This is a genomic window from Aliinostoc sp. HNIBRCY26 (genome assembly GCF_050235535.1).
GTDB lineage: Bacteria > Cyanobacteriota > Cyanobacteriia > Cyanobacteriales > Nostocaceae > Trichormus.
Genome location: NZ_CP189852.1, coordinates 6,109,736 through 6,136,202 on the forward strand (window position 1 = coordinate 6,109,736; position 26,467 = coordinate 6,136,202).

Annotated in this window: 31 protein-coding genes; 10 read left to right on the plus strand and 21 right to left on the minus strand. The window is 41.3% G+C overall.

Annotated elements, in window-relative coordinates; all coding sequences use genetic code 11:
- Positions 1-82: 82 nt before the first annotated feature.
- The 12 genes from asnB to ACQFX9_RS25835 all read right to left on the minus strand — a co-directional run bounded on the left by asnB (position 83) and on the right by ACQFX9_RS25835 (position 10,276).
- On the minus strand, positions 83-2,011 hold the full coding sequence (asnB, locus tag ACQFX9_RS25780) for an asparagine synthase (glutamine-hydrolyzing) (protein ID WP_427159400.1): 1,929 nt from the start codon (positions 2,009-2,011) through the stop codon (positions 83-85).
- 627 nt (positions 2,012-2,638) lie between these two features.
- Entirely contained in the window at positions 2,639-2,908 is a 270-nt protein-coding gene (locus ACQFX9_RS25785) for a hypothetical protein (protein WP_427159401.1), read from the minus strand.
- A gap of 2 nt (positions 2,909-2,910) precedes the next feature.
- Positions 2,911-3,399 (minus strand): hypothetical protein, encoded by a 489-nt coding sequence (locus ACQFX9_RS25790; RefSeq protein ID WP_427159402.1) that lies wholly within the window; start codon positions 3,397-3,399, stop codon positions 2,911-2,913.
- A gap of 5 nt (positions 3,400-3,404) precedes the next feature.
- The gene (locus tag ACQFX9_RS25795; RefSeq protein WP_427159403.1) at positions 3,405-3,668 is read right to left on the minus strand and encodes a hypothetical protein; all 264 of its coding nucleotides are present in this window, start codon (positions 3,666-3,668) and stop codon (positions 3,405-3,407) included.
- Complete coding sequence (locus ACQFX9_RS25800; protein ID WP_427159404.1) at positions 3,668-4,246, minus strand: hypothetical protein; 579 nt, start codon at positions 4,244-4,246, stop codon at positions 3,668-3,670. Before ACQFX9_RS25800 ends, ACQFX9_RS25795 begins: the two co-directional genes overlap by 1 nt.
- A gap of 130 nt (positions 4,247-4,376) precedes the next feature.
- Positions 4,377-5,237: a hypothetical protein gene (locus ACQFX9_RS25805; protein WP_427159405.1), complete on the minus strand. Its 861-nt coding sequence runs from the start codon at positions 5,235-5,237 to the stop codon at positions 4,377-4,379.
- Entirely contained in the window at positions 5,237-7,663 is a 2,427-nt protein-coding gene (locus ACQFX9_RS25810) for a hypothetical protein (RefSeq protein WP_427159406.1), read from the minus strand. Before ACQFX9_RS25810 ends, ACQFX9_RS25805 begins: the two co-directional genes overlap by 1 nt.
- Before the next feature lie 2 nt (positions 7,664-7,665).
- The gene (locus ACQFX9_RS25815; RefSeq protein ID WP_427159407.1) at positions 7,666-7,956 is read right to left on the minus strand and encodes a hypothetical protein; all 291 of its coding nucleotides are present in this window, start codon (positions 7,954-7,956) and stop codon (positions 7,666-7,668) included.
- Positions 7,949-8,539: a hypothetical protein gene (locus tag ACQFX9_RS25820; protein WP_427159409.1), complete on the minus strand. Its 591-nt coding sequence runs from the start codon at positions 8,537-8,539 to the stop codon at positions 7,949-7,951. The genes ACQFX9_RS25815 and ACQFX9_RS25820 overlap by 8 nt, the downstream gene beginning before the upstream one ends.
- Before the next feature lies 1 nt (position 8,540).
- The gene (locus ACQFX9_RS25825; protein ID WP_427159410.1) at positions 8,541-9,581 is read right to left on the minus strand and encodes a hypothetical protein; all 1,041 of its coding nucleotides are present in this window, start codon (positions 9,579-9,581) and stop codon (positions 8,541-8,543) included.
- The gene (locus tag ACQFX9_RS25830) at positions 9,568-9,927 is read right to left on the minus strand and encodes a hypothetical protein (protein ID WP_427159411.1); all 360 of its coding nucleotides are present in this window, start codon (positions 9,925-9,927) and stop codon (positions 9,568-9,570) included. Before ACQFX9_RS25830 ends, ACQFX9_RS25825 begins: the two co-directional genes overlap by 14 nt.
- 4 nt (positions 9,928-9,931) lie before the next feature.
- On the minus strand, positions 9,932-10,276 hold the full coding sequence (locus ACQFX9_RS25835) for a hypothetical protein (protein ID WP_427159412.1): 345 nt from the start codon (positions 10,274-10,276) through the stop codon (positions 9,932-9,934).
- Positions 10,277-10,491: 215 nt separating this feature from the next.
- Here ACQFX9_RS25835 and ACQFX9_RS25840 point away from each other — a divergent pair, with 215 nt between their 5' ends.
- Together ACQFX9_RS25840 and ACQFX9_RS25845 are read left to right on the plus strand one after the other, a co-directional pair.
- On the plus strand, positions 10,492-11,073 hold the full coding sequence (locus ACQFX9_RS25840) for a tyrosine-type recombinase/integrase (RefSeq protein ID WP_427159413.1): 582 nt from the start codon (positions 10,492-10,494) through the stop codon (positions 11,071-11,073).
- Between the two features lie 208 nt (positions 11,074-11,281).
- Positions 11,282-11,464: a hypothetical protein gene (locus ACQFX9_RS25845; protein WP_427159414.1), complete on the plus strand. Its 183-nt coding sequence runs from the start codon at positions 11,282-11,284 to the stop codon at positions 11,462-11,464.
- A gap of 269 nt (positions 11,465-11,733) precedes the next feature.
- Here the strand turns inward: ACQFX9_RS25845 and ACQFX9_RS25850 are convergent, their stop codons facing one another.
- The 4 genes from ACQFX9_RS25850 to ACQFX9_RS25865 all read right to left on the minus strand — a co-directional run bounded on the left by ACQFX9_RS25850 (position 11,734) and on the right by ACQFX9_RS25865 (position 13,752).
- Complete coding sequence (locus tag ACQFX9_RS25850) at positions 11,734-12,177, minus strand: DUF4102 domain-containing protein (RefSeq protein WP_427159415.1); 444 nt, start codon at positions 12,175-12,177, stop codon at positions 11,734-11,736.
- Positions 12,174-12,821 (minus strand): hypothetical protein, encoded by a 648-nt coding sequence (locus ACQFX9_RS25855; protein ID WP_427159416.1) that lies wholly within the window; start codon positions 12,819-12,821, stop codon positions 12,174-12,176. The genes ACQFX9_RS25850 and ACQFX9_RS25855 overlap by 4 nt, the downstream gene beginning before the upstream one ends.
- Before the next feature lie 43 nt (positions 12,822-12,864).
- Positions 12,865-13,167, minus strand: coding sequence for a hypothetical protein (locus tag ACQFX9_RS25860; protein ID WP_427159417.1), 303 nt, complete (start codon positions 13,165-13,167; stop codon positions 12,865-12,867).
- Between the two features lie 168 nt (positions 13,168-13,335).
- Entirely contained in the window at positions 13,336-13,752 is a 417-nt protein-coding gene (locus ACQFX9_RS25865) for a hypothetical protein (protein WP_427159418.1), read from the minus strand.
- A gap of 590 nt (positions 13,753-14,342) precedes the next feature.
- On the opposite strand from ACQFX9_RS25865, the gene ACQFX9_RS25870 reads away from it, so the two are divergent.
- The 7 genes from ACQFX9_RS25870 to ACQFX9_RS25900 all read left to right on the plus strand — a co-directional run bounded on the left by ACQFX9_RS25870 (position 14,343) and on the right by ACQFX9_RS25900 (position 18,954).
- Positions 14,343-14,531 (plus strand): hypothetical protein, encoded by a 189-nt coding sequence (locus ACQFX9_RS25870; RefSeq protein WP_427159419.1) that lies wholly within the window; start codon positions 14,343-14,345, stop codon positions 14,529-14,531.
- Between the two features lie 94 nt (positions 14,532-14,625).
- The gene (locus ACQFX9_RS25875; protein WP_427159420.1) at positions 14,626-14,964 is read left to right on the plus strand and encodes a hypothetical protein; all 339 of its coding nucleotides are present in this window, start codon (positions 14,626-14,628) and stop codon (positions 14,962-14,964) included.
- 90 nt (positions 14,965-15,054) lie between these two features.
- Complete coding sequence (locus ACQFX9_RS25880; RefSeq protein ID WP_427159421.1) at positions 15,055-15,282, plus strand: hypothetical protein; 228 nt, start codon at positions 15,055-15,057, stop codon at positions 15,280-15,282.
- Positions 15,272-15,517, plus strand: a complete 246-nt coding sequence (locus tag ACQFX9_RS25885) for a hypothetical protein (RefSeq protein WP_427159422.1) — start codon at positions 15,272-15,274, stop codon at positions 15,515-15,517. The genes ACQFX9_RS25880 and ACQFX9_RS25885 overlap by 11 nt, the downstream gene beginning before the upstream one ends.
- Positions 15,514-15,747, plus strand: a complete 234-nt coding sequence (locus ACQFX9_RS25890) for a hypothetical protein (RefSeq protein ID WP_427159423.1) — start codon at positions 15,514-15,516, stop codon at positions 15,745-15,747. The genes ACQFX9_RS25885 and ACQFX9_RS25890 overlap by 4 nt, the downstream gene beginning before the upstream one ends.
- A gap of 283 nt (positions 15,748-16,030) precedes the next feature.
- Entirely contained in the window at positions 16,031-17,398 is a 1,368-nt protein-coding gene (locus ACQFX9_RS25895; RefSeq protein WP_427159424.1) for a transposase, read from the plus strand.
- A 68-nt stretch (positions 17,399-17,466) separates the two neighbouring features.
- The gene (locus ACQFX9_RS25900) at positions 17,467-18,954 is read left to right on the plus strand and encodes a TM0106 family RecB-like putative nuclease (RefSeq protein ID WP_427159425.1); all 1,488 of its coding nucleotides are present in this window, start codon (positions 17,467-17,469) and stop codon (positions 18,952-18,954) included.
- A gap of 107 nt (positions 18,955-19,061) precedes the next feature.
- Here the strand turns inward: ACQFX9_RS25900 and ACQFX9_RS25905 are convergent, their stop codons facing one another.
- The 5 genes from ACQFX9_RS25905 to ACQFX9_RS25925 form a co-directional block, all read right to left on the minus strand.
- Entirely contained in the window at positions 19,062-20,246 is a 1,185-nt protein-coding gene (locus tag ACQFX9_RS25905; RefSeq protein WP_427159426.1) for a nitric oxide synthase oxygenase, read from the minus strand.
- A 93-nt stretch (positions 20,247-20,339) separates the two neighbouring features.
- A complete protein-coding gene (locus tag ACQFX9_RS25910) occupies positions 20,340-21,812 on the minus strand; it encodes a NarK family nitrate/nitrite MFS transporter (protein WP_427159427.1) in 1,473 nt (490 codons plus the stop codon).
- 131 nt (positions 21,813-21,943) lie between these two features.
- Complete coding sequence (locus ACQFX9_RS25915) at positions 21,944-22,219, minus strand: hypothetical protein (protein WP_427159428.1); 276 nt, start codon at positions 22,217-22,219, stop codon at positions 21,944-21,946.
- A 346-nt stretch (positions 22,220-22,565) separates the two neighbouring features.
- Positions 22,566-23,189, minus strand: a complete 624-nt coding sequence (locus tag ACQFX9_RS25920) for a cupin domain-containing protein (RefSeq protein WP_427159429.1) — start codon at positions 23,187-23,189, stop codon at positions 22,566-22,568.
- Between the two features lie 59 nt (positions 23,190-23,248).
- Positions 23,249-23,824 carry a sigma-70 family RNA polymerase sigma factor gene (locus ACQFX9_RS25925; protein ID WP_427159430.1) on the minus strand — a complete coding sequence of 192 codons (576 nt, stop codon included), beginning with the start codon at positions 23,822-23,824 and terminating at the stop codon, positions 23,249-23,251.
- Positions 23,825-24,622: 798 nt separating this feature from the next.
- Here ACQFX9_RS25925 and thrS point away from each other — a divergent pair.
- Entirely contained in the window at positions 24,623-26,464 is a 1,842-nt protein-coding gene (gene thrS, locus ACQFX9_RS25930; protein WP_427159431.1) for a threonine--tRNA ligase, read from the plus strand.
- Positions 26,465-26,467 lie beyond the last annotated feature (3 nt).

The following is a 26,467-nucleotide window of genomic DNA, read 5'->3' on the forward strand; positions in this document are numbered from 1 at the left end:
AAATTCCGCCTTTTGAGTCCACATTTATTCCTGTTATCAGCAATCTAAATTGCATGATAACAGCAAATTACTTACCAACAACTTACGAGACTATAAATCTTTCGTGAAGAATGCAAGCACTCAGCATTTTCATCAAAATTACATCAATAGAAGTACGTTGGCTTTCACTCATTGTTGGTAATTGGTCAAGCAAATGAATTACTGCTGCATGATTATAGAAAGGTACAGAAGACATCAAAGAACTCCGCAGAGTATCTTGGACAAGTTGCTGTAGGGCTTCATTTGGCTTGAACGTTGAAGGTGGAGCTAGAAATGGATGCTTTTGGCGGTGATACATCGTATTAGTTATAAATGGCTTTGCTGCTTCTCTTAGTACATATTTTTCAGTCAATCCACGAATTTTCAGTGCAACGGGCATATTGCAAACTAATTCCACAACTTTGTGATCCAAAAAAGGAAGTCGCCCTTCAATGGAATGTGCCATTTCAACACCATCGCCTAACATCCGTAAAAGGTAATTAGGTAAGACAGTTTTAGACCATAAATAAAGAGATTGGTGTACAGGCTCTCTTCCTTTGAGTTGTTCAAGTACATCTACCTGATTAAAAAAGAGACGATAAACATCCCTGTGTGAAAATTGTGCAATCAAGTCCGGTGAATACAAAGGAACTGACCTGAGATATCCCTCAGCCGAAGCTTGCATCCAAGCAGGGGCAAAACCTAATAAACGCTGAACACTATTTAAAGATTGACTTGAGCTATTTTCAGCTAATAACAGTCCCATTGAAACTTTATTCTTTAACTTCAGTTCTTCTAACAGAAGTTGTACTGTCTCCTCATCTTGTCCTTGTTGATTATGGAGCAACATATCTTGGCGGAAATGAACATAGCCTCCAAAGATTTCATCCGCACCTTCACCTGTAAGTACAACTTTATAACCTGCATCTCGTGCAGCTCGACTTAATAGATATTTGGCAGTTGTGTTGGCATTAATACATAGCCTTTCACAATGCCAAATGGAATCTGCAAAATGTTCAGCTAAGTCCGATTGGCGCACAGGAATAGTCTGTAAATTAGCACCAGTATGTGCTGCCATTTCACGAGCAAGTGGTTCTTCGTTATAGGCTTCATGGTCAAAAGCAAGAGTAAAAGCCTGAATGGGAGAAGAACTTAGATGTGCTGCCATCCCTAAAACGGTAGATGAATCAAGACCGCCACTGAGATAACACCCAACTGGCACGTCAGCCCTCAAACGTAATTGGATAGCTTCATCTAATGTATGGCGAAGTTGTTCAATGTAATCCTCTGCTTTGTACTGAGGTAAGGAATTATTAATTAGTGGATAATCAAAATCCCAATAACGATGCACTTGCATTCCAGAGCGAGATGCCAATAGAAAATAGCCTGGTGGCACTTGATAAATATTGGCAAACATAGTCCGGTCTTGAGCTAAAATGCCGGACTCAGCTTGCCAAAAAGATTCATGATCCCAAGCAGCTGGGACACCCGCAGCAAATAAAGCTTTGATTTCAGAGGCTAGATAAAGAATATTCTCATAAATACTGTAATACAGAGGCTTGATGCCAAAACGATCGCGTGCTGCAAACAGTAAATCATGACGTTCATCCCAAATGACAAAAGCAAACTCGCCCCTGAGATGATGCAGACATTGTGTGCCAAACTCGTTGTATAGATGCAGGGCTATCTCAGTATCAGAGTTAGTTTTTAGCTGATATCCCCATTGTGTCAAATCACGCTGGATACGCTCGAAGTCATAGAACTCGCCATTAGCAATGATATGTAGAGTTTCATCTTGGTTAGCAATTGGCTGATCTCCGTTTTGAAGGTCAATAATACTCAGTCGTGTATGTCCTAATGCCACACGTCTAGAAGGAGAAATCCAAAATTTTTGTCCATCTGGGCCTCGATGCTTCAAGCAATCAATACCTAGTCTCAAAGATGATTCGGAAATTGGTTCCTGTTTGGAAAATAAGGCTACTATGCCACACATAAAATACCACCCTTCTTTGAGAAGAATTTAGATTCAAATATGCTATGGGAATCCGACTTGATTATTGAAATGATTTGCGTAGGTAGGGAACAGGGAACAGGCTTCCGCCGTGAGCATCAGCCGAACGGGAACAGGAAAAGAAGTAACAGAGGTGTACCGAGTTTTTTCAGTAATCAAATATGATTCCTATATTTAATAATCTTTTATCTATTTTGAGAATAAGTTTTAATTACGAAAAAATTCTAAAAATAGCCAAAAGTATTCAAGAAAAATCACGGCGATCACCTTTATTTCTCTCCGGATATATCAAATAAGCTTGTAATCGTTTCTGGTATCGGTCGGTATTGCTTGGATGACTGGGTGTGGAGTGGTGCATCTGATATCACCCAATTGTCATTAATCCACGCTCGCGCCTGATTCAAAAACTCATCCTGTGGCTGATCGCTTATCTAAGTCTGCCAGGAAGTAACGCCCAGTTGCCAATGAGATTGACTTGAGTGGAGACAGTAAAGATTTACCTTGTCTACCTTCCAATCCCCAATCCCCGTTCCCCGTTCTCTATCCCCTACACTAAAGTAGGGGCTTTTAATTTCTTATGAAAGGTGACTAGAGTGAATCCCCAGAGGATTAATGTGACTTGTCAATTTTGAGCGTTGACTTGATTTCGAGTATGTCCCGTTCGACAACATCAAAACGTCTATCTAGTTCTTGCAATAGGGTATTCAGCCCTAACTGCATTTGTTCCTGATTACGGCGAATGTGGGCAAAGTCGCGCTCGGCTGCATATTTTTTCTTCTCAGCGTTGGCGTACCAAAGTATGCCACCAATCACCGTAGTAATAGTAGCTAAAGCCAAGCTGCCTAATGCTATCAAGTCCCCAGGTGTAAGATTTCTCATGATTAAAGTTGACTTTGGATTTGGTCAAGCTTGAAATTAATATTTGCGAATTCCTGACTAAACAAGATTTCTTCAGAAGTGTCATCTACACCGATGTACTGCCAAACATTTACCCCAGCACGAGGAAACCATCTAGGAACTCTGATGCTAACAGCGTAAGAAGTAGATATTTTCTGAAAAAGGATTAAGTTAACTCGGTCTAGGAACAATGAGCGACCATTAACAGCAGTCGCATCTTGTCCACCACCAATGACAATTCCCGTACTGATTTTTTGATTGATATACCCTGCAAATCTCCAAACTGAATCAGTCGGAACATCAGTATCAACACTAACAGCCAAAATAAATTTATCTAGTACGAAAGGTACTACTATTTCAGGAATAGGACTGATTAAATTAGTGCCATTTTGCATGGGAACAGAGACAGCATTAATGTTAGTTGAATAAATGCTTTCCCAATTGGCACTATTGTTTAACTCAACTACTCTCACTATTTTTATCCGTGAGAAATTACAAACTCGACATGATCAGCGAAATCGTCCAAAATCTCAAACGGATTGGGAACGCCGTAATGCTCCAGCTTGTCCAGATATTCAACCGTGTCGATTTTTCCGGTTAACCAATCCCTACCCGCTTGGTTAATGGCAAGCATTCCTTGAAACTCAGCCTCAGAACAGTTGCCATCAACATCAACAGATAGCAGGTCTAGCGTGTCATCTGGAGTCCAAATAATCCCAGTGCGTTCTGCTATCTTACTCATTAGCCTTCAGGGGTGAATCGTGCGCGGTTTCGTCCACCGTTGCCTTGTAAAAAATTTGCGTAATCTGAATCAGTTTTGATGGCTACAACAGCGTCATCATAGTCTTGACCAGCAGTATTTTGTCCAAACGGACAGGTAACAGAGTCTACATCTGGTTTTGAATAGGTAGCCCCAGTGATGCGGCTAGCCCTTTTAGTTCCAGCTACAACAGATGTTAATGTGAGTTTGGCAAATTTAAATTTTCTCGCTTCAATAAGAATTGGGTTGTTTAATGCTTGGAAGTCATCCCCAGTAAGCGTGTAGTTGGCAAGCAATCCTCGTAAGGTAGTCGCCACTCCCGCACCAGAACCAGATTGCTGGGCGGCAATTATTCGAGTGGGAAGATAAACCTTAGTGTTACCGGCTGTACCAAACGGAGAAACGTAGCCAATTTCTCTTTCTGCCCTCGCCCGCCTAGTTTCATCAGTAATAGCAGCAAATTTAGCTTGACGTTGTTCGGGGGTCGATTCCAGCCACTCTTTATATTTGTCATATCGAGCTTTCTGGGCTGGATAACGGTTCAGGTCTCTGAAACCCATAGTATTTATTCGTGTTGGTGAAAGTTTTCACCCAATCTAACCCTTTAAAATCCTTAGAATTCTGGGGCGAAACCTAATAGGTTTTTACCTTTATTTTCTGCTGTTGACAGTCATAAAAAATTGTCAAAGCTCACGGATACTTAACTAGTCCCTGAGTCCTGAGTGTTGTATCTATCAAAAATACTGGGGGTACAAGATTGCCCAAGGAAATGTAGGCACTTCTAAATCTAAGGACTGCTACAGGTCTGTACCTCCGATTTTGTACTTGTTTCCCCAATATTGTGCTTTTCCCTGCGGTTGCCGTTGTTGTACTGGGTTTGTCTGGGTCATTGACCACTAACTTTTCTGTGTAGAAGGGTACATCAATTGCTTGACATATTTTCTGGTAAACCTCAGTAGCATCAGCACGGCTATTCGCCAATAAATAATTACCTCTGGCAAAACCATTTTCAGGGTCGGTGTAGGATGCTGATTTGTTGCCACAGGTGTAATCTATCCCTCTACCACCGGAGATGAACAGCGTTTTTATCTCGTTGGCGATTTCTGTCATGTTCGCCTTGGTAATAGCAGGTTTCGTACTACCGTCATCGTCACCACCCGCGCAAGAGAATTTCATCAACCTGACTGACTTCTCATGTTCTATGGGCGATTCCTCCGATGGTGTAGCGGCTGAGTCTTGTGAGAAGGTCAAAAATAACTGTGGATGACCTGCTACTGAGGGAGCAGTATCAAATTTTGACCCGTAAACAATGGCTAAATTTTTACGACTGTAACCAATGACATTAAAAAATAAATTGTGACGCATATTCATCATTGCGTCGTTGTCATTGTCATCAATTCGACAAGCTAATTTTAGAGATGCACGGGGAGATGATAAATCTCCGTTTCCTTCAACATCTCGAAAAAATTTATCTACCCGTCTGTTAAATTCAATTCTATAAGTCTGCTGTAAATGTTCAAACGGGTTAAAGTCATCTGGTAAGTCTGCCATTAGTCTTCCCCATCAAATAAATCCGAGAAGTCAAAAGGTGTGGGTTGTGAATTGTTTTTGCTAAGTAACTCTTGTGCTTTTAATACCTCTGGTTCAGGAGTGTTATTAGCTTTATTCTCTGGCTTATCATCTTCTTTAACTGCATTGACAAACTCTGTTGATGCGTTTGCTAGTTCTGTGGTGGCGTTAGCTATATCCAGTGGTATTTGTGTCACCATTTGAACTGTTGACGCTGCATTTTGAACATTTTCTAAGAATTGCGAGACCCGATTGAATTTGGGTTGTGGATTCATCCAGCCATAAGCATTTTCGAGAACAACGCCACCCCGCTTTAAAGCATTCCCTATCTTCCCTGTGTAAGCTGCTATTAATTCATTCGCTTGTAAAATTAATTGAGACAAGCTTAAAAAGCTATTCAATACATTGGTTGTAGCCTGATAAATACGGTTAGCCTTTGCCCAAACTATGGTTATAGTTTGATAATTGTCAGCACCAACAATAGACTTAATAAAGTTCTCAATAGTGCTAGAAATAATTGAACCAATATCAAAGGGTTGTCCGTTATCGTCTTTAAGTCCTATTAGTTGAAGAACGTTGTTAATAATGCCTAATAATGTTTGCCCAATGTCGTTAGACAACATAAAGGCATTATGGACTGTTGCCGCAGTTGTAAGAACGTTTAATACTCGGTCTAGTTTTAACCAATCTGAAAATCGAGTAAGTTTTCCCCCAATGCCACCAGGAAGCTGATCGCCTAAACGCTGTAATATTGTCTGCTGTCCTTGTAGCAGTGCAGCGTTAGCTCCAGTATTGATGGCATCTAACACGTTGCCGGTGTTGTTGGTGTTGTGCTGGTTAACGTTATTGGTGACATTTCCTACAGCATCATCTATTGCTTGGCGGCCGCAGCCGGTCTGAAGATTTCTACACATTGCCCTACCAGTTGCAGCTTCGATGTCTCCGACACTAGGCATATCCTGTCTAACGGCTTGGGCGGCTTTTGCTGGGATAAGTGCCAATACAGGAATAATTGAGTTTACTTTACCTAATAAATCATCTAACTTTCTATTTCCTTGCTCATTCACTTTTTCAAAATTTCCTATTCGAGAGTTAACGTTATTTAATCCCGTTGTTAATCGTGACTCTTGTTCTTTAACACGGTTTTCAATCTCAATGGTATTCACGGGAACACCTTTGATTTTCGCCTCTCTCAATGCCGCTTCTGCCAAATTTCTAGCTTGTTCGATTTGCTGAAATCCTGTTGACAATCTGCCATTCACAGCATTTACTTTCATCTCTACTTTTTCGGCTTCATCTTGAGCTAAAACCCTGGCTTGTTGCCCTAAATCACTAGAAGAGAATTGCCCGAATCGCACTTGAGCAGGTGTAACAGTAGCGGCTGTTGGGACTATGATTCCACCTGTTGAATAATTAATAGTTGGATAATTTACCTGTGATGGGGTAATAGTTACGCCCCATTTCTCTTGAGCTTGTTGCAGTGGTCTAAATGCAGCATCAACTACTTTTTTAGTAGTATCGGCATTTATTTCAACTACTTTTTTAAGATTTTGAGGTATCGTCTCAACAGTTTTAAATAACGTGTCAACTTTTTGCTGTAACTTAGGTATCTCTTGGTTAGGCGCACTAGGCTTTTGTAATTCTGCTACTTGTTTCTGCAATCTATCGATGGCGTTCTTCACTGCATTTTGAGCATTGTTTGTAGTGTTACCTAAAGCAGTATTAAACCGTGTCGCTAATTCTTGAACCTTGGCATTACTCGACTGAATTTGTTGATTTATCCTATCCTCTAGTATCTTTCTACCCGCTCTTACTTCATAAAGTGCATCATTTGCTTTTTTCTGTGATTCCCTTGTATTTGTCTTAATGTCAAATATTGCTCTTGCTTGACTGCTCAAGTCTTTATTAATCTTTGCCGTTTCTCTGGCTATTTGTTCACGAATATTCCTAATTGAGAGACTGTTATTAATGCTTCTAGTAAAAGCGTTTTGTAAATCAGCTTCTGTTCGTTTACCCGTTCTTAAGTCAATAGCTTGTATTTCCTCAGCACTTTTTACAGCGAGGATAGTTATCCCGGCTTGAACTACCTGCAATAACGTATTAGCCGCTATCCCCCATCTGGGGTTTATTTCCTTAAATGCGCCTTTCTTTAATGAGTCAGTTATTCGTTGAATACCTGATACTTTTTTGTTGGTGCTACCAATATCAAACTCAAGCTTTCGGTAGGCATTGCTAATAGGATTTGTCGCCGCTCTAGCTCCAGTTCTTATGCTAGACAGTTGTTTTAAATCAGCATTCAACCCTCTCAAAGCTTTGAAGTCACCAGCACGAAAATTAATAGCTCTCCAAAGTGCAGTAGCTTCTTGATATGCAATTTTACCCGCCTGTGTACTGTAGGGTAATGTCATTTTTATCCTAAAAATATTTCTTTGATTTGCTTAATTGTGGTGGCGAAATTTTTAAACACACCTTCAATACTCTGACAATATGATTCCAATCTCTGAAGCCTTTTATATATATCATTTAAGCTTCTATCTTGTTTGGCAGAAGAGTTACCGCCTCTACTCCCCCTTTCTAACGCACCTATTCTGTTTTCTAATTCCTTGAGTTTATTTTTAGTTTCTTGACAGCATTGATTCTGCTTATTAATAGCTGATTCCAGTCGCTTCAATGCTGCACTTAAATCCTTGCATTCAGCCATTGCAACACCTGACTTTAGGAACTAAATTATTTATCTTGCTAGCTGTTGATTTGCAGTCTACACAACAGTAACCAGGATATTTATTTGTTTTGACTTCACACTGTCCTGGGGGACAGTTACCGCAATCAACTTCATAAGTGATTTCCGTGTCACTTCTATCCCTAAAAATTACGTTCCCTTCATGAAGAATTTTGATTGAGTAGTCCTGTGGCGGAACTGGTGGAGGGCATCCGCGAGATTTATCAATACTTGCTACTGGTGACGGATAAGGATACCAAACAGAATAACTCCCATCTGGTTGTCTGTTGTCCCAATCGCCAGAACCACATGACCAAAATTGTATTTGTGGTTGTCCTGACACTGGGTCGATTCTTGTTCTGTGATTTATTACAGTTTGTTCCCCTCCATTGGCATAGATAATTGTGTATCCTTTAGCGTTGTAATCGTCCCCGTACTCATTTTTTTTAATTGGTTCTAATACAACTTCTATGGGTGATACTTTAGATTGATAAATACGTTTACCCTTAGATTTTGACTCATAACGTACTTTCGGTTTATCCCCTTTATTGCAGAATATTGGCATATCAATTTGTAAATGGTAGTGATGGATAAAACTGCTTAATTGCAGCAAGAATATTTAAGTGTTCTTGTGATGTTTTTGATATGTGGTAGGGATAAACAAGAATTAGTGCAATATCGCCAGTAAAAGGCAAATCATTAACCCCAACCCTAAATACATTTCCTGGGGTGTAAGCAGACGATTGAACACCTTTAGAAACTTTATTTTGGATTACTTCATAGTTCGTACCATTGGCATGAACGCTGATTAAATGACTCCCTGACTGTGGCATATCTAATGGATAAGCTTCAAAACGAGAGCTTCTAAATACCCCAAAATACCCCGCACTATTCACACTGAAACGCCAGTAATCACCCAAGCCTGATTGCGTGCGAACAATCCCATAATGGTTGCTTGAATTAACAGTGAAAACTGTATATAGTGTTGCTCCAGATGTCCCATTTAAAAACGGTGTTCCCTGTAATTCTTGATTGCTCGAACCATTCCACCGAAGTATTTGTTTATTATCGATACCGACTGCTTTTGTGGGCGGAGTGCTTGCATTTACTGGTGTTAAGTTGTTGCCGCTTCCACTGCGATCGCTATAACTACCACCTTCAAGCCAAAAAACCATGCCAGAAGGATAGTTACCAATAGTTTCGAGTGTTCCGGTTAATGGTATCCAGCCATTGGAGGAATCAACCCAAATTAGTCTAGTGTAGGTATCTTTTGCAGATAATTGAATGCTTGATACTGGGTAACTAAATCCTTGATATTTATCGCCACCTAAATTGATGCTGATTTTTGAATTACTAGCGTTATAAATTTCCAATTCTCCAATTGTGCCAATCGGAAAACTCAGGGTAATGGGAGAAGTAGCGGTAACAATCGTTTTACTATTAATTGCAAGTGTCTGCGCTTCGCTAACAGCAACCCAAGCCGAACTGCTACCACCCCCTAGTAACAATGCTAGTTCTGCTTTGAGATAAGCTTCTGTCGCTTTCTGCTCAAACAAGAAAAAATCTTCGCTTGACGGTATTCCGTCTGGGAAATCATGTATCAACATAATCAGCTATAGATTCAGAATGAATTACAAATTGATCACAGACAAAATACTGTTCATTGCTTTGCTTAATAAATGATTCCCATCGTTCAATTTTTAGGTTTTCATACAAAACAGAATTGTTGTATGTAATTGTTCTTCCTTGTGAATCTGTTATTTTGTTCCCACTCGGCTCAGTTAACTCACCTGAAAAATGTCTGAACGCATTAACAAGAATTGCAACTAACAATGATTCAGCAGTTTTGATACTGTTTGGAGAAGATAAAAATACATCAGACTTTTGAATAATTAAAGTCTGATTATTTTGCGCGGAATTTTCCCCAAATAATTGAGCTAGGGATAATTCCATATTTTTAGTAATCGTCTGGGTCAATACCTGTGGATGTGTAAGCCTTATCAAGTTCTACTGTAAATGTGTCACGAATATAAGGTGAAGTGACGTTATTAATGACGCGTGTGGCGAAAGTGGGAACTGTTGATGCTTCAATACTTACACTTTGGTCAGCGTTTGTTTCACGGTCATCAGGATTGCACTTGATTGCAGCTTTTTTGATGATTGCTACTAATAATTTTTCGGCTGCAATCGTTGTGCCAGTAGTTAGTCCTACATCTACTAAGTCTGCTTTAGTAATTGTTAGTGTCGTAGCATCCTGCACCGCGTTTGCACCAAAGATATCTGTTAATGAGAGTTCTGCCATGACGAATTTTTAATGTAGTGAATAAATCCGTTGTAAGCGCGATTTTCAAATCAGTAAATCTTCCAGTTTTATGTAGAAGTGGAAGATTTACCGATGGCGTGTAACTATTGTCCACACTAGGATTGAGCAAATATTTACTATTAGTGAATATCTACAAAATTCCGCTTTTACCTGTTTTTTAGGTAAAAGCAGAATATCCAAAATTCGGTTTTCTCATGGCCAAGATTAACAGAAAAGGAAAAGCTGCTGTCATCTCTAATGATGAATATTCAAAATTGCGTAAACAAATTCAAACTCAAAAGTATAAATTACTTTTGGACTTGGCTTGGTACACGGGTGAGAGATGGGGAGCTTTAATCAAGTTAAAGGTCAGCGATGTTTACGATAGTCGTGGCCGGCCCAAGGATGTGTTAATTTTCCCCTCTATCATTCGGAAGCACAGGCCAGACGGTACAGCTGAAACTGTTGAAATTCCTGTGCATGACAATTTACGGGAATCTCTCGAACGCTTTGAACCTGGGAACTCTGAGTGGTTGTTTCCCTCCAGGTGTGGTACTAAGCCGATAGGTTTACGCAATGCCTACGACATCCTCAAGCGGGCTGTGGAACGTGCTGGGATGAGTGCCAAAGGAATATCAACTCACACTACCCGCCGGAGCTTGGTGAACCGATTGCGGAAAAATGGGGCATCTAAATCTGTAATTCGCAAAATCACCGGACACCGCGACGATAAGGGCTTAGACCCTTACATTGACATTGACATTGATGAGGTTAAAGGAGCGATCGCCACTTTATGATAAATCTTACACCTGATATTAATGAGTTCTACGTCCGCTTTAACCTGGGGTATTATGATCACCCCTATGACCTAGCTAAAGCTCTTGAAAAACTGACTGATAAGGCTTGGGACAATCTAGACGAACTTTACCCACAATCTATGTTTCCGTGAGTATATTGGTCTCAGATTTGTAAACATTCCTGATATTTTGCTTGCGATCGCACACTGTGGAAGGTTTTTTTGCGATCGCATTTTTCATTTTTAAGTTCTTATCGCTATTGAGTAGCAATAATATTTTTGCTTTTAAACACTTTTCATTGATGAAGCTACGAAAAATCAATACTTTGACACCCACGTTATTGGCCCCCAAAAAGGCGATCGCCGCAGCTTCCCTTATTGATAATGCTTGACACTAATAGGTTAGTCATTAGTCATTAGTCACTAGTCAGGGGACAGGGGTGCAGGGGTGTGGGGAATGGGGCATAGGGGTGTATAAAACAGAAATGGCATATTCGCGGCTGCGTTCGGTGATTCGCAACCGCATTTTTAATAAAACTGGCTTTTCTCAAAATAAAATTCAAAATCCAAAATCTTATTTTGCGGGACTGGGGACTGGGGACTGAGGGGAGTTATCTAGAGAGTAGTACAGCTTATCTATACAGCTCTGATGATTAACTAGCTAGCTCTGATGATTACGCCAGGAGTGAATCAACTTTTTGATTTCTGTTGGGGTTTGACCATCAGCTATTGCAGCCTCAACTGCTGACTTTCTACCAATTGCGATCGCACTTTTGACATTACCACCAGGGATGTGAACATGGTGCAGCTTCCGGCCAGACATCCACAGGTAACGGTAATAATAATGTTCTTTCCCGTAACGAATCACTGTGTACTTTTCTACCCAGTGTGACTGTTCTGGAGCAGATTTGATTGTATTCTGTTTATCCTGCTCCAGAACATTATCATCAGGTTTGGACGTTCCCTTAGTTTGCTCCAGAACAGTGTCTATATTTTCTTGCTGAGTATCAGTTTCATCCCATGCTGGATCATAAATAGGAGAGTGGGGATTGGGGGATTGGGTGAATTGGTTGAGGTCAAACAGGGAAAGCTGCTGTTTACTCATAACTCACCCCAAGCCCAAGTCATATCCTCCCAGTAACGCCACTCTAGGCAATCAATCAGCCATCCTTGGGGGTTACGTATTCGCTCCTGGTGCGATCGCAATTTGTAAACACTGATGGCTAAAAGCACATCATCAAGTGAATAGTTAAATATTTTTGCTGGTTTATCAGGGTGATAAAAGATACCGTTTTCTGCACAGACTGCGAGTATCTCCTGACGGGAAGCTGTGTCAATAGAAGGAATGCTGCTGCTGTTATGGGTGTCGTCGGCTGATTGCGGGTTTGAGGGTGGTGAATCGCAATTTTTATTGTGGGTTGACGAATTTTTTCTCGGTTTTAACCAATCAAGAGGGCGTGTGATTATTCTGACAATGTTCCACGTAAATTGTTTGGCTAACTGTACAACCCTACAGCTGATTAATTGTGAGAGTGCATCTTTGAGGGTGTCGCGGTGATATGGTTTACCACGATGCTTTTCTACCCAATGGTTAAATTCTTTCAGGTCTGGTTCGATTTCGTCGCCGATACCCTGGCGGATTAGCCATTGCCACAGGAGTTTGGCGGCGGGGGTGATTTTGTTCTCTAGGCAGTAAGCGTCATGTGCTTCTGTCCACTGGGTATTTTGTAATTTTGGCTTTCCTGTCATAATTCGGTTAGATGCTAGGCCACCCATGAGGGTGGCTTTTAACTCAACTGCGATCGCGTCTTATATCGTCAACAATTTTTTCCAAATACCAGGCGTTAGACATCCCTGGTCTAATCTTCCGTTCTTGCTGTAGTAGCCTTTTAGCTCTGGCATCGTCACCTTTTAGTAGTGCCACTAGCTCTGATTGCAATCTTGTAGTCTTGGTGTACTCGCTTTGTTCAGGTTCTCGTCGGTTGGCGGATGGGTCTGTGAAGTTAAAGTTGAGAAATCTTTGCACCGACTTCGGTAGCAGTCGCATAATCAACCAAACCACGCTGCACACACCGAGAATTACGATCAAAGGCACAAGTATCTGAAAAACCAAGAATAAAATTGTAATGTCCATAGATTGAGTAACCGTAAATTACTCAATCCACCATGCGAGGAATTTCCTGGTAAGACATCGGGAAAACCTCGCATTTCAATTTTTGGCTACTTCATAAATAAACCGCCCTTACCTCACAGGTAGGACGGTTTACTCGGTTTCTTCAGTTTTAGATGTTGTTTCCGTTTTCTCTAGGAAACCCTGGATTTTCTGCTCTACCAGGTCGCAGGCTTTCATAAAATCAGTTTCGTTCTCTTCAGCCTCATCAAGTCTTGTTTTCAGCCGTTGCTTGTGTGCGCGTACATAAGATAAATGTGCATTCCTGATCATGCGAACGGCTTCTAACACTTTTCCAGGATCGAAATCTCCTCCTGTGATAAGGGATTCGACTCTACAAGATAAATTTTCTCCTGAGCTATAGCTGCTATCAAGTCTGCCCTGCTCATGCCCATCTGCTTGGCTTTGTTGTTGAATTTCAACCAGTCGGTCTTGCTGATAAACAGGCTGACGTTTTTTGCGTCCTCCGGTAGTTTCCTTGGTCTTGCCATCTCCGATTAATTGATTCACGTCAACCCCATTTTACATATAGAAAATCAATTTCTCATATAGAAAACTTGACAGGAAGTTTTCTATATGATTAACATAACATTAGTTTTTCACATAGAAAACTAAATTTTTAGCTCCCCCCTCACCCTTGCCGAAGTGCCTGTGAGGGCAAATTCAGGAGCCACCACCGCACCACTGAGGCGATTATTAATTGCCACCGGCGCGGAAACACCCTTACTCAGTAATCAGTGCTGAGTGCTGAGTGCTGAGTCACATAACAGTCACACAGTGATCAGTCATTGGTCATTGGTAATTAGTCACGGGTAAGGAGTTCCCCTACTCCCCACACCCCTACACCCGGCGCATTCACTTCACCATCGCGCCACAGATTTTGCTGTTTAGTAAAGGAGTCACAAATTAGACGCAAATCGAACTAACTGACAACACAATCTTTTTTATAGGTTTAATTTCGCCGGTTACACCCCCGGCGTTACTTACCATTCCATAATCCATTGGGTGAAACTCGATAAACGATTCGCTCGCATACACCAGCACTTGCTAGGTGTTCAGCTCGTGCTGGTGATTTTTTGAAAATTCAGGAGATTTCATAGATGTCATACCGTGACGAAATCAGGCCGTGGGCAATTTTCCAATACTTGCCCAACGGCAATAATGTCTGCGTTGCTCGACTTCGCACGCGCACCGATGCCGATGCTTACATGAGTATTCTGCGTCAGGGTGGCGGAAGCTTTGCAGTAGTTTTTGACCACCAACCCAAGCCAGAAGTTGTTCAAGGATAGCTCAAATTTTAAAAGCGATCGCATTTTTTGAGCAGGAATTGCGATCGCTTCATCCAGAGTAAACATCTACCAAGTAAAAATTAGCACAAACAATATGCAAATCAAAACAATTAGTTACGAGCGAGTTCTCAACCTGGGGAACTACGAAAATAAAAAAATGGCATTGTTTGCCGAAGTGACCGAGGGTGAAGACGCAGAAGAGGCCATTTCACAACTAGCCGATACAGTCGAGCGCAAAATCCGAGAATCGGTAAACAGTGAGTATCAACGGCAAATGTTGAAGCTGGAAGCCGACAAAGAACGTCTAGCAGAAGATGTTGCCAATCTCAAAGCTGAACTTAAACGACTTGGCAAACTTAAGGACGAGCCGGAGAATCCACACATCCCTTTTGATGCTGGGGCAACTGTCCCCAATTCTCCTGACAGTTTCTAACTGAAATTTGGAAGCGAACGCACCGGTACTTTCGTAGTGCGATCGCTTCGCTTGTTCAACTACAGTCACTTTACCATGCACATAATTTCCGTGCCTACAATTTTCAGTTGCCAATTACCGTCCGGTGGGTGGATAAATTTGGCACAAGTCCGCCAACTTGAACCAGACCCGCCTACGGGTAAAGTTGTCGTCACCTGGCTGAATGGCGAAAAACAACTTTTCGACGGTGAAAACGCCAAAGCCATTTTACAAGGTTGGCAAGATGCCAATCAAAAATGCAGATGTCATGACCAACAAAATAACGAAAATGACTACTAACCAAGAAACTACTTACACACCCGATCCAGCGTGGGATTACTACACCTTATGGCACGATTTAATTCACATTAAAGCCAAAATTGATCAGGCTTTAGAGCGCATGAAAAATGTAGCGGAATCAGACAGCGAAACTAATGAAGATGTCCAAAATATTCTGCAACCTGCATCTAGCCTTCTAATTAACATTATTGATATCAATTTAGCCCAAGAACTAGATGAGGACGAAGAAGAATGACCACAGATAATTCTCAATTTTTAATGAATAAAGAACACTATGTGGTTAACACATTAGCAATGGCAATTGCCATCAAGTATCTTTGTTATGCCACAAATCAACCTGATACCTACTGGGTTGAAAGAATCGCCAATGAAGCCAATGAGCAATGTGATCAATTAACTCCTCAACAGATTGAAAGAAGTATTGAGGCTTACTACCTGGAACGCAATTTACATCCACCCGCCTGATGATGGCTACCTGACTCAGTAGCCGAAACGCTGACAATTTGTCAGCGTCGCGGGTTGAGTCCAAATCAATTCGCCAGTTAGTAAGAGTAAATGCAGCGTTCAGAGTGAATTGCGCCATGATGGCGTTTCAGCATTCATGCGCGGCTCTTCTTACTAATTCCCCGAATGCGTTTACTCCTGAATCGCGCCACTTATATGTGTGGCGTTAGGGTGATTCGTGCGCTGTTCAGTTCGGGTTTTTAGAGATGGCAGTCTCATTTATCACCTTTACTTTCACAGAACCATGACAATTAAAGAGCTAACAATTTTGGGAATTGATGTTAGTAAAAGCAGTATTACAACTCATATTTTAACACAATATCCCAAGGGCGGATTACAAGCTTATTGGAACAAAACCAGGAATAAAGCATCAAGCTTATACCCTGCTTTTTATTCCAATCCAGATGTTAGAAAAAAACAGAAATCAGCTTTTGATTTTGCAGAATATCTCACAAAAACTAAGCCAGATTATGCGATTTTAGAACCAACAGGAAATCACTATTCCAGACTGTGGGCTTCTATTCTCAAAAAGTTAGAAATCAAAATTCTGTGGGTTGGTCATGTGGAATTACGCCGCTATCGTGGCGGTAAAAATCTCCCGAATAAATCCGATGCTGCCGATGCTTTGGCTATGGCCGCTTACGGTCACGACCCAGATCATCAACTGGAGAATGGTAAATTAAACATGAGATATTTTCTCATGCACCAGCCAGAACCCATAGATGAACTCCGCGACATCTGCCAGCAACTCGAACACCTTAACCGTGTTCAGTCGCCAATTGTGAATTATGCCCGTCAGCTTTTAGCTTGGCAATTTCCAGAGATGGCACAAACCAGGAGCAAATCTACTAAGCCAGGGTTACTCCCACCGCTTTGGGCTTGGTTAGCTAAAAGGCTGGAAATTTCTCCCGCCGGGAAAACCAGGATCGAGAATCGCTATAAAATATCCATTGCCCGCGATTACGGCATTGAGATAGACCCCATCTTAGAACTCCATGCTGATTGGATGTGTGACATCTCACTGTATGAGCAGCACCTTGAAGCCAGAATTAGAGAAATACTTACTCAATCAGCCTTTGCGCCTTACATGAAAGTGTTTGATAAATTTGGTTTTGGGTTACGAGTGCGATCGCGTTTACTTACCAGAATCTATCCTTTTGAATCATTTTTAGGGGTCGATGGCAGGCCTGTCATTGAGTATGAGGTTAGAGAAGTTAAGAAAACTGAGCGCGATCGTAAAAATGGCGAAACCATCATTAGACGACTCGCTGGCGAAACCAAACGCATCAAGCGCAACCGCAGCCGCGATACTTTTAAGATGCGGCTGGGTATGGGTACAACTTTAGAGCAATCTGGCGACGGTTTGATTGAAAAGTCCAGTGGTTCATCTTTGTGTAGAATTAGTCTCTGGCAGTACATACTTACTGGTGTAGAAACTGGCCGACTACCAGATAATGAACTGACCAAAGAATTGATTAACTACCGTGACTCACTAAAAGCGAACGTCAGTGAACAAGGTGAAAAGTTACTAGGCGGCAAGCATATTCAAGGTAAATTGATGAGCAAAGTTACAAATTTACTGTTTGCTGAATTATGTAAAGTAGTTCCTTAACTTGGCACTGTTGACCCCTCATGTATATGAAGGGTCTTAAAATTGTAGAAGAGTTTCCGTTACCCTGAATGCTAATTAATGCTGAACACCTCCTGCAATACCAACGCTGTAAACGTCGTCCGGTTTTAGATATTCACGGCGACAGAAGCCTACGGGATCAGCCGAGTGAGTTGTTGCTGAAACTACAACAGGACAAAAACGCCCATCGGCTGAATGTTTTGGCTCGATTTCCCTATCAAAAACCCAGTTACCCTAGAGGAAAATGGCAAGCCGGACAAGCTGCCACTATAGAATTAATGCAGCTTGGGGTTGATTACATCTATCAAGGAGTGCTGTTAGCTAATTACAGTCAGTTAGTAGACACAGAGTCAGAAGCCTTAAATCCTACTCTCCTCAGTATTCCTGATTTACTGGTGAAACAACCAGGAGTGTCGCGCTTTGGCGAGTGGATGTATACAGCAGTCAATATTGAATTGGGTAAGCGTCCCAAACAGGAATACCAAGTTGTCACCGCTTTTCATAATCATGTGTTAGCTACAGTCCAAGGGGTAAAACCGTCAACGGCTTGGTTAATGCTACGCAGCAAAGAGACAAAATATCCTATAGATTTATCTAGATGGACACCGCAAATGCAGGAGATTTTGCAGGAGTTCATCCAGGCTTTAGAGTCGCAAACTCAGCCAGAAATCTTTATTGCTCGTCAAAAGTGTAATCTTTGTCAGTGGCACAGTCAATGTCATGCGATCGCCCAATCTCAGCAGCACCTCTCTCTCCTACCAGGAGTGACACCCATCCGCTACACTCAACTTCAAGGACTCAATCTCACTACTCTAGATTCTCTAGCTAACACCAGTCCCAGCATTTTGGAAAATCTTACGGGTTTTGATGCCAAAGTCGCCACAAAATTAGTCATTCAAGCCCAATCAGTCTTAGAAAAACGACCCCTAACTTTACCATTTTCCTTTCCCCATCCCCACGTTGATCTTAATGCTCCGGTAGAACTGTACTTTGATATTGAAGCCCAACCAGATATCAATTTAGATTATCTTTTAGGGGTGTTGGTGGTAAATAAACAAACCAACACTCAGGAATTCTATTCGTTGTTAGCGGAAACACCAGCCCAGGAGGAATTAATTTGGCAACAATTTTTAGAATTAGTCTGGCAATATCCCGATGCACCGATTTATCATTTTTGCGTCTACGAATTAGATACAGTCAAACGCCTGGCCAAGTTATACCGTACTCCTCATAAGTTAGTCCAGCCAGTCTTAAATCGATTTGTCGATATTTATGAATACCTCACAGAGACTGTAACATTACCCATTGAAAGTTACGCCCTAAAAGCGATCGCTCGTTGGTTAGGATTTGAATGGCGTAATCCTGAAGCTAGTGGAGCTAAGTGTATTTACTGGTATGACCTATGGCTAGAGACAGGCGATCGCACTTTACTAGAAATCATCAGCCGCTACAATGAAGACGACTGTCACGCCACCCACCTTGTCAAAGACTGGCTATTTAACTTCTTAGAAGAACAGTATCATTTAAAACCAGCATAATTCCTCACCCTTTTCCTGGCAATCAGGCGATCGCATGAGCTTGGGTTAGTGTTGAATTTTTCTGTTTTCCCATGAACCCACCCGGCTTTCCCCATTTCCAATCTCTATCAGTGGAAAGGACAACCGACATTACTATCAGTATGATTCCAGGGATTGGGTTGAGTGAAAAAATTAGGTTTAAAACAGAGATTTTGATATTCGCGGTGAAATACTTCTGTGGCGGAAGCCGACATTGGCGGTACAATCCAACCCCAGTTAGCGGGGACTATTCTTCCTTGACTTTCTTCCCGTTCTGTATGGCGGATAAATTGTTCAGAGGCGGTGTGATGATCAACAATTGACACACCTTGAAGGGCAAAAGAATGTAGAACGGCTGTGTTCAATTCTACTAATGCTTGGTCTTTCCATAGAGACAGTTTAGAACTAGTATTTAAACCTAAAAGTTTAGCGATTTTAGGTAATAAATTATATCTGTGTACATCTCCAAAATTGCGAGAACCAATCTCTGTACCCATATACCAACCATTAAAGGGAGCAGCAGAATAAGAAATACCACCAATTTCTAAACACAGGTCTGATACAGCTGGTAAGGCGTGCCATTTTAAACCTAAATCCTCAAACCAAGGGTATTTAGGGTGAGAAATAGGTACTTCTAAGACGATATCTGGCGGGATTTCAAATAATTGGGGTTTTTGCCCTGGCATTTGAATGATCAGAGGTAGTATATCAAAGGGTGTCTTGGGTTCTGGTGCTGACCAACCTAAACGCTGACAAATTTGGGTAAGTTTGACCTGTGCAGGATCTCCGAAAATAGAACCATCAACTTGCTGATACCCAGCATAACGAATCAATAGAGGATTCCAGATGCGGATACCTGGTTTTCCTGGCTGCTTGGGCGCAAAGATACTGATCACAGAGCGTAAGCTACCGTCGTTGGTAGCTAATTTTATATGTTCGACGATGCCAGCAAATATCTCTTCAGCCCTGGATAAGTGACGCAAATCTCGTACAATCAGACTTTGCCAAAAGATACGTCCAATACAACGTGTACTATTACGCCAAGCTAGCTTGGCTCCATAAGTGAGTTCCTCGGAAGTTTGCCAGTAAGTACCAGTTTTATCAATTTCGTGCTGAATCTCTTGCAAACGAATGGGAATTAGCCTTGGTGAAAGTTTCTGCTCTGTATGGCATAGATTCAGGTATTCAACGGCTTCTGAGAAGATGGGGGACTCAGACTCCTTGATTTTCTTGTTTGCCCATAGGTTGGCTTGATGAGAGATTTGCTGTTGCAATGTCAAATTCCTCCTTTTTTAAGATTTTCAAAAAATGAATTGGTATAAGTGTTTTTTTTAGGGTAAGCAGGACATTTAGCCGAGTCTTATGCTTCACTCCCCATCGACAAAAGAATTTTTTGGTTCTTGCAGAAAAAAACCACACAAACTGGCGCAAATTAAGGCAAGAACTCCCATTGTGATAAAGAGAGTTTGAGCATTAGTGCTGCTGTAAATTGTTAAATAAATTACACCACCGACATTGCCATAAGCACCAACACTACCAGCAATTTGACCGGTGATTTCATGTTTAATGAGGGGAACTATACTAAAAGTCGCACCTGCACCAGCTTGGACAAAGTAGGCACAAAAAATGGTGACGGCGATCGCTATAGGTAAAGACCAACTAGCGTTAATTCCAGCCATAAGTAAATAACCTGCACCAATACCCATACTCAAAAGTGTCATTACCCATTTGCGGCTACGCCAGCGATCAGAAATCCAGCCGCCACTAGGTCGAGAAATCAAATTTAATACCGGATAACTAGCAGCAACTAAGCCTGCTGATACAGGATTGAGCCGGAAAGTTTGCTCAAAAAAGGTGGGGAGAACTGAAATTACTGTAATTTGTGAGCCAAAGTTAGTCAGATATGTCAAAGCTAATAGGGCAATTTGGCGAAATTGATAGCGTTCTGAGGGTGGGTAGCGTTTATCACTTTTGAGAAAGTCCGTTGCCAATGGATTTAAAGAACCAATTAGTTCTCGATTGACCTGCCAACTTTGATAAAATTGGCAACCATATAAAACCGCTAAAGTTACCCACACCAATATCACTTGGTGATGGGTGAGAAAATTAATTCCTGTTAATGGCCAAGTCAATAAACCCAGAGATAATAAAAGTCCTAAATCTAAGGTGGTCATTGCCCAAAAACTAGCTCGGCTGGTGACTTCTAAAGCCCCGTGGCGTTGTGGACGACGATATGTTTTACCAGGGGGAGTGTCTTGCACGCTACACCAGTAAATTACCCCGTAAATAACCGAGAGGATACCGATAGTAGCGATCGCCCCACGCCAATTCACACTCCCACCGACAACACTAGCGGTGGCCACGGCTACAGATGGTAATAGTATTTGGGCTGCTGCTGCACCAAAGTTTCCCCAACCACCATAAATCCCTTGTGCAGTACCAATTTCCTTCGGGGGAAACCATTCTGCTACCATCCGCACGCCTACTACAAATCCTGCTCCCATGATTCCGTTCATCAAACTACCCCAGACTAACTGGGGGAAATCAATAGCTGTTGCAGTGATTAAACAAGGAACAATAGCAAAAATCAGTACCCCAGCAAAAGTCAGCCTTGGCCCCCAACGGTCAAGAATCATTCCAATCACAATCCTGGCTGGAATAGTCAAGGACAGATTACAAATCGCAATCACTTTTAGTTGTTGTGGTGTCAGACCTAAGTCTTGCTGTACTATGGTCGCCAAAGGCGCAAAGCTAAACCACACCATGAATGTCACAAAAAATGCGATCCAACTCAAATGCAGAATTCGATAGCGTTCTATAAAAGAAAATATTTTGAACATTTTTTCAATTGAGTAGCAGCAAAAACAAATATTTAGTCAGCCATAGGTTTAGCTAACATTTGTCTTAATTCCTCTGGTTACATAAATATCAAATATTTATTTAAAGAAATAATATTAAGTGGCATTAATTCTCACAGTAACCCATTTTTTACCCAAAATTTTATCATTGTAATTTCAGTTTCCTCGAAACGACGACCTCGGCTAATGAGACGACCCAGAGCTAATCCAGCCCTTGGTAGATTAAATTGCGTTATTTTAGTTGGAGTTGATGCCAAATCTTCTTTTATAGGTACAGACTCAGAAGCATTTACCGAAACTGGATGACCAGTCAAAACCATTGAAATAGCAAATATAGCAATGCCCAAACCAGAAAATATTTTAACTACTTTTTGAGGAACAGTTGTCACGTCATACTCCTTCAAGGTTGAGCAGTGAATTTGTGTATTGTCAGATAATAGTGATGATTGATTTTGGCAAACTACATACTGGATATTCATGCCAATAAATCCAAGGGTATGAAATTATCAAACCCCTCCATTGGTTGAACTACAGAGGTATACGTCAAATATTTGCTGTTGGATTTATACTTGACTAAAAATTAGTGATGTTTTTTTGTCTTAAGGGACTTCCAAATAAAAAATATCCAAAATGTAGGGTGCGTCAGTGTGAGAAAACCCAGCGTTAACAAGAAATTATTGATACTGACGCACCCTACTAACTGTGCATTTGGAATAATTTATTTTTTGGTGTTCCCTAAACCCCTACACTTTCTCTCACACTAGGATATTCATCATCCATTGAGGTACGAAAGTAAAACATACAACCACCATTTGTATAGGGGCTATGCACTGAACCTGGTTCAGAACGGATGTAATCTCCTGCACCATAAACCTGCTCATCAACCATCAAATCCCCGGAAATCATGTATATTTCTTCAATTGCTGCATGACGGTGACAAGGATAATGAATACCAGGCTCGGCGTGAAATAATCCGACGACTTCGCGCTTGACTTGATCAATGTGTAAGATGGCGATTTTAACACCAGGGACATCATGTGGTTGCCAGTTCAAATCTTGCGATCGCACTGCGAAAAATCCCGGCGGTGTTGCTGGTTCCTTGGCTGGGGTTGGTTCTGGAGTATCTAAATCTAGACGCTCAAACAAGCGATTTTTTAAATCTGCCGCCATTGGCACAGTAGGAGTAGTATAAGGAATTACCGTCACTGCTAACTCATACTCTGCTAACTCTGTGGCTAATTCTGGACACTCTGCTATTTGCTGCTCAACCCAATTTCGCTCTTGTTCATCCAATAAATCAAGAGCATACAAGGGAGCTAGTTCACAAAAGCAGTAGTTTTCAGAATTGAGTTGCATCATCGAGTTCTAATTTGATTTAATACTAAATAAGTCGTGTATGTATTTGGCAAGACACTAACTTAAAATTCTTCCTCAGTGACAAAAATAGATTGTAACTTTTTTAATCCTAGCCGAATTCTAGTTTTGACTGTTCCCAAGGATACACCTGTTGCCTCTGCAATCTGACTTTGAGTCAGTCCTTGATAATATGCTAATTCAATTACCAGTCGTTGTTCATCTGGTAATTTTTTCATGGCTGCGATTACCCGACTCCGCCGTTCAGCAATAAATACCGACTCAAACAAGTCTACGTTATCGGCTTTGGGCTGAATTTCTGTTGTATCCAAAGAAAAGGTAGTAGATACATGAGTGCGTTGCAGTTTGCGTAAGCGATCAAGAATGCGACTACGGGCGATGGTAAATAACCAAGTATCCACTCTACCTTTTTGTGTATCGTATCGCTCGGCAATTCGCCATACTTGAGCGAAAACATCCAATACCACTTCTTCACTCTCTTCTGGTGATTTCAGGCTTTTAAAGGCGATCGCATAAATAATTTTGCCATAGCGATCGTAGAGAGCAGATAACGCAGATTGGTCTTTTTGGGCAATTTTGGTGATCAGTAAAACATCGGTAGTAGTAGATAAACTCTCCATTCAGAGTTAGTTAGTGATTGAGTCTGGGTATCACTGCGAAGTATACCGAGCTTTTGACTACTTTCCAAGCATTTTTAAGAGTTAGCAAACATACTGAAACAATTCAGGTCATGATAGCTGGGATAGCTTCTGGGGAACAAGTCACTTGTTTAGACATACTTTCTTGCTCATGGAATAACTATATGTAGATACGCTACGACTCGCATTTTGGATCTCATCAGTTTTGGAGAAGAATTAAAGTTGATTTGAGATACTCAGTCCCCAACCTATGAGGAATCATCACATCTGTCGTCATCATGTTGGTTGACTAGTAGTAAGCTGTTAAGCATATAAGAAAGCACATTGAGACCGCAGAGGGGCAGGGAGCAAGGGAGAGGGTTTACAGCGTTTACCAACATGAAAATGATGCAATTTAAATGACGATTAGCTTATACCAATTCACTAAAATTCTGATACAGATCCAAACCCAAAAACCCTTGTCAAGTCAGGATTTATCAATTGCGTTAGCGAAGCGGGACGTTAGTCCATTGCGTTAGCGAAGCGGGACGTTAGTCCATTGCGTTAGCGAAGCGGGACGTTAGTCCATTGTGAATTGGTATTACATCAGGGGTTTTGAGAGATAGTACCTTACCTGAGAATTTATTTTGCAACAAACGACTTGTTTTGCGCTAACATGATAACGATTCTCATTTCTAGTATAAGTAGAGGGTTTCATCCATCTACTTGATTCCTCCATATAGTCATATTTCTGACTACGTAAAGCTGCCGAAAATTTTTCAACTTTGCATTTTTAACCATATGGTCAGTTCCCTCACCCAGTCCCAGGAAAAATCACAGCCACATGATAGCGACAAACTTACACGCATTCGTCATACCTGCGCCCATATCATGGCGATGGCGGTACAGCAACTTTATCCAGGGACTAAGGTAGCAATTGGCCCAGTTACAGAAACCGGATTTTACTACGACTTTGATTGTCCAGTCAGCCTCACCCCCGATGACCTAGAAAAAATCGCCACAGCAATGCGGCGGATAATTAAAGCCAACCTCCCTATCATCCGCGAAGAGGTAGAAAGGGAGGAAATTCGCGCCGAAATCGCCGCATTAAACGAACCTTACAAATTAGCAATCCTAGAACGCATCCCCCCAGAAGAAACCATCACCCGCTACTTTATTGGTAGTCCCGAAAAGGGTCAGCCAGAGTCATCATTATTTGTCAGCGACATTCAACCAGCTAATAACTACTGGTGGGACTTATGTGCAGGGCCTCACATTAACTTTACTGGAGAAATTGCCCCTGATGCTTTCCAACTACTGAACATTGCTGGTGCTTATTGGCTAGGCGATGAAACCAAACCCCAACTGCAACGCATATATGGTACAGCTTGGGAAACCGCCGCAGAACTCAAAGCATATCTCCAACAAAGAGAAGAAGCTTTACGCCGTGACCATAGAAAAATCGGTCAAGAACTCAACCTATTTAGCATTCAAGAAGCTGCTGGTGGTGGGTTAGTATTTTGGCATCCCAAAGGCGCAAGTATTCGCTACATTATTGAAGATTATTGGCGCAAATCTCACCTAGAATCTGGTTATCAATTACTCTACACACCCCATGTAGCTAATCTCGATTTATGGAAAACATCGGGGCATTTTGACTTCTATAAAGAGAATATGTTTGACTCAATGGAAGTGGAAAATCAGGCTTACCAAATTAAGCCCATGAACTGCCCCTTTCATGTTTTAACTTATAAAAATCAATTGCATTCCTACCGAGAATTACCCTTAAAATGGGCGGAGTTAGGTACAGTTTATCGTTATGAACGCTCTGGGGCATTACATGGGTTAATGCGTGTCCGTGGCTTTACCCAAGATGATGCCCATATTTTCTGTTTACCGCATCAAATTGCTGATGAAATTTTAGGTGTTTTAAATCTGACTGAGCAAATTTTATCAGACTTTGGTTTTAAGAATTATGAGGTCAATCTTTCCACCCGTCCTGATAAATCAGTCGGCAATGATCAAGTGTGGGAATTAGCAACTGCTGCTTTAAAAACAGCCTTAGATAATAAAGGCTGGGATTATGTTGTCGATGACGGCGGCGGTGCTTTTTATGGGCCGAAAATTGACATTAAAATTCAAGATGCCATTGGTCGTTTGTGGCAATGTTCTACCATTCAAGTAGATTTTAATCTCCCAGAACGCTTTGACATGGAATATATTGCAGCCAATGGTAGTCGTGAAAGACCTATTATGATTCATCGCGCCATTTTTGGCTCACTAGAAAGATTTTTTGGCATCTTAATTGAAAATTATGCGGGTGATTTTCCTTTATGGTTAGCACCAATTCAAGTAAGATTATTACCTGTAAGTGATGATGTGCGAGAATATGCCCAATCAGTGGTCAATGAGTTAAAAAAATCTGGTTTGAGAGTAGAAGTAGATAATAGTGGCGAACGTTTAGGTAAACAAATTCGGACAGCAGAATTAGAAAAAATTCCCGTTGTGGCAGTTGTGGGGAAAAAAGAGGTAGAAAATCATAATTTGAGTGTGAGAACAAGACAGTCTGGAGATTTAGGCGCGATGAGTTTAAATGATCTGGCGGATTTTTTACAAGAAGCTATAATTTCTAAAACTTCCTGATTT

Coding starts and splice junctions, on each gene's coding strand:
- asnB (WP_427159400.1), bottom strand. CDS start 2,011: ATGTGTGGCATAGTAGCCTTATTTTCCAAACAGGAACCAATTTCCGAA.
- ACQFX9_RS25785 (WP_427159401.1), bottom strand. CDS start 2,908: ATGAGAAATCTTACACCTGGGGACTTGATAGCATTAGGCAGCTTGGCT.
- ACQFX9_RS25795 (WP_427159403.1), bottom strand. CDS start 3,668: ATGAGTAAGATAGCAGAACGCACTGGGATTATTTGGACTCCAGATGAC.
- ACQFX9_RS25800 (WP_427159404.1), bottom strand. CDS start 4,246: ATGGGTTTCAGAGACCTGAACCGTTATCCAGCCCAGAAAGCTCGATAT.
- ACQFX9_RS25805 (WP_427159405.1), bottom strand. CDS start 5,237: ATGGCAGACTTACCAGATGACTTTAACCCGTTTGAACATTTACAGCAG.
- ACQFX9_RS25810 (WP_427159406.1), bottom strand. CDS start 7,663: ATGACATTACCCTACAGTACACAGGCGGGTAAAATTGCATATCAAGAA.
- ACQFX9_RS25815 (WP_427159407.1), bottom strand. CDS start 7,956: ATGGCTGAATGCAAGGATTTAAGTGCAGCATTGAAGCGACTGGAATCA.
- ACQFX9_RS25820 (WP_427159409.1), bottom strand. CDS start 8,539: ATGCCAATATTCTGCAATAAAGGGGATAAACCGAAAGTACGTTATGAG.
- ACQFX9_RS25825 (WP_427159410.1), bottom strand. CDS start 9,581: ATGTTGATACATGATTTCCCAGACGGAATACCGTCAAGCGAAGATTTT.
- ACQFX9_RS25830 (WP_427159411.1), bottom strand. CDS start 9,927: ATGGAATTATCCCTAGCTCAATTATTTGGGGAAAATTCCGCGCAAAAT.
- ACQFX9_RS25835 (WP_427159412.1), bottom strand. CDS start 10,276: ATGGCAGAACTCTCATTAACAGATATCTTTGGTGCAAACGCGGTGCAG.
- ACQFX9_RS25840 (WP_427159413.1), top strand. CDS start 10,492: ATGGCCAAGATTAACAGAAAAGGAAAAGCTGCTGTCATCTCTAATGAT.
- ACQFX9_RS25850 (WP_427159415.1), bottom strand. CDS start 12,177: ATGAGTAAACAGCAGCTTTCCCTGTTTGACCTCAACCAATTCACCCAA.
- ACQFX9_RS25855 (WP_427159416.1), bottom strand. CDS start 12,821: ATGACAGGAAAGCCAAAATTACAAAATACCCAGTGGACAGAAGCACAT.
- ACQFX9_RS25870 (WP_427159419.1), top strand. CDS start 14,343: ATGTCATACCGTGACGAAATCAGGCCGTGGGCAATTTTCCAATACTTG.
- ACQFX9_RS25875 (WP_427159420.1), top strand. CDS start 14,626: ATGCAAATCAAAACAATTAGTTACGAGCGAGTTCTCAACCTGGGGAAC.
- ACQFX9_RS25885 (WP_427159422.1), top strand. CDS start 15,272: ATGACTACTAACCAAGAAACTACTTACACACCCGATCCAGCGTGGGAT.
- ACQFX9_RS25890 (WP_427159423.1), top strand. CDS start 15,514: ATGACCACAGATAATTCTCAATTTTTAATGAATAAAGAACACTATGTG.
- ACQFX9_RS25895 (WP_427159424.1), top strand. CDS start 16,031: ATGACAATTAAAGAGCTAACAATTTTGGGAATTGATGTTAGTAAAAGC.
- ACQFX9_RS25900 (WP_427159425.1), top strand. CDS start 17,467: ATGCTAATTAATGCTGAACACCTCCTGCAATACCAACGCTGTAAACGT.
- ACQFX9_RS25910 (WP_427159427.1), bottom strand. CDS start 21,812: ATGTTCAAAATATTTTCTTTTATAGAACGCTATCGAATTCTGCATTTG.
- ACQFX9_RS25920 (WP_427159429.1), bottom strand. CDS start 23,189: ATGATGCAACTCAATTCTGAAAACTACTGCTTTTGTGAACTAGCTCCC.
- ACQFX9_RS25925 (WP_427159430.1), bottom strand. CDS start 23,824: ATGGAGAGTTTATCTACTACTACCGATGTTTTACTGATCACCAAAATT.
- thrS (WP_427159431.1), top strand. CDS start 24,623: ATGGTCAGTTCCCTCACCCAGTCCCAGGAAAAATCACAGCCACATGAT.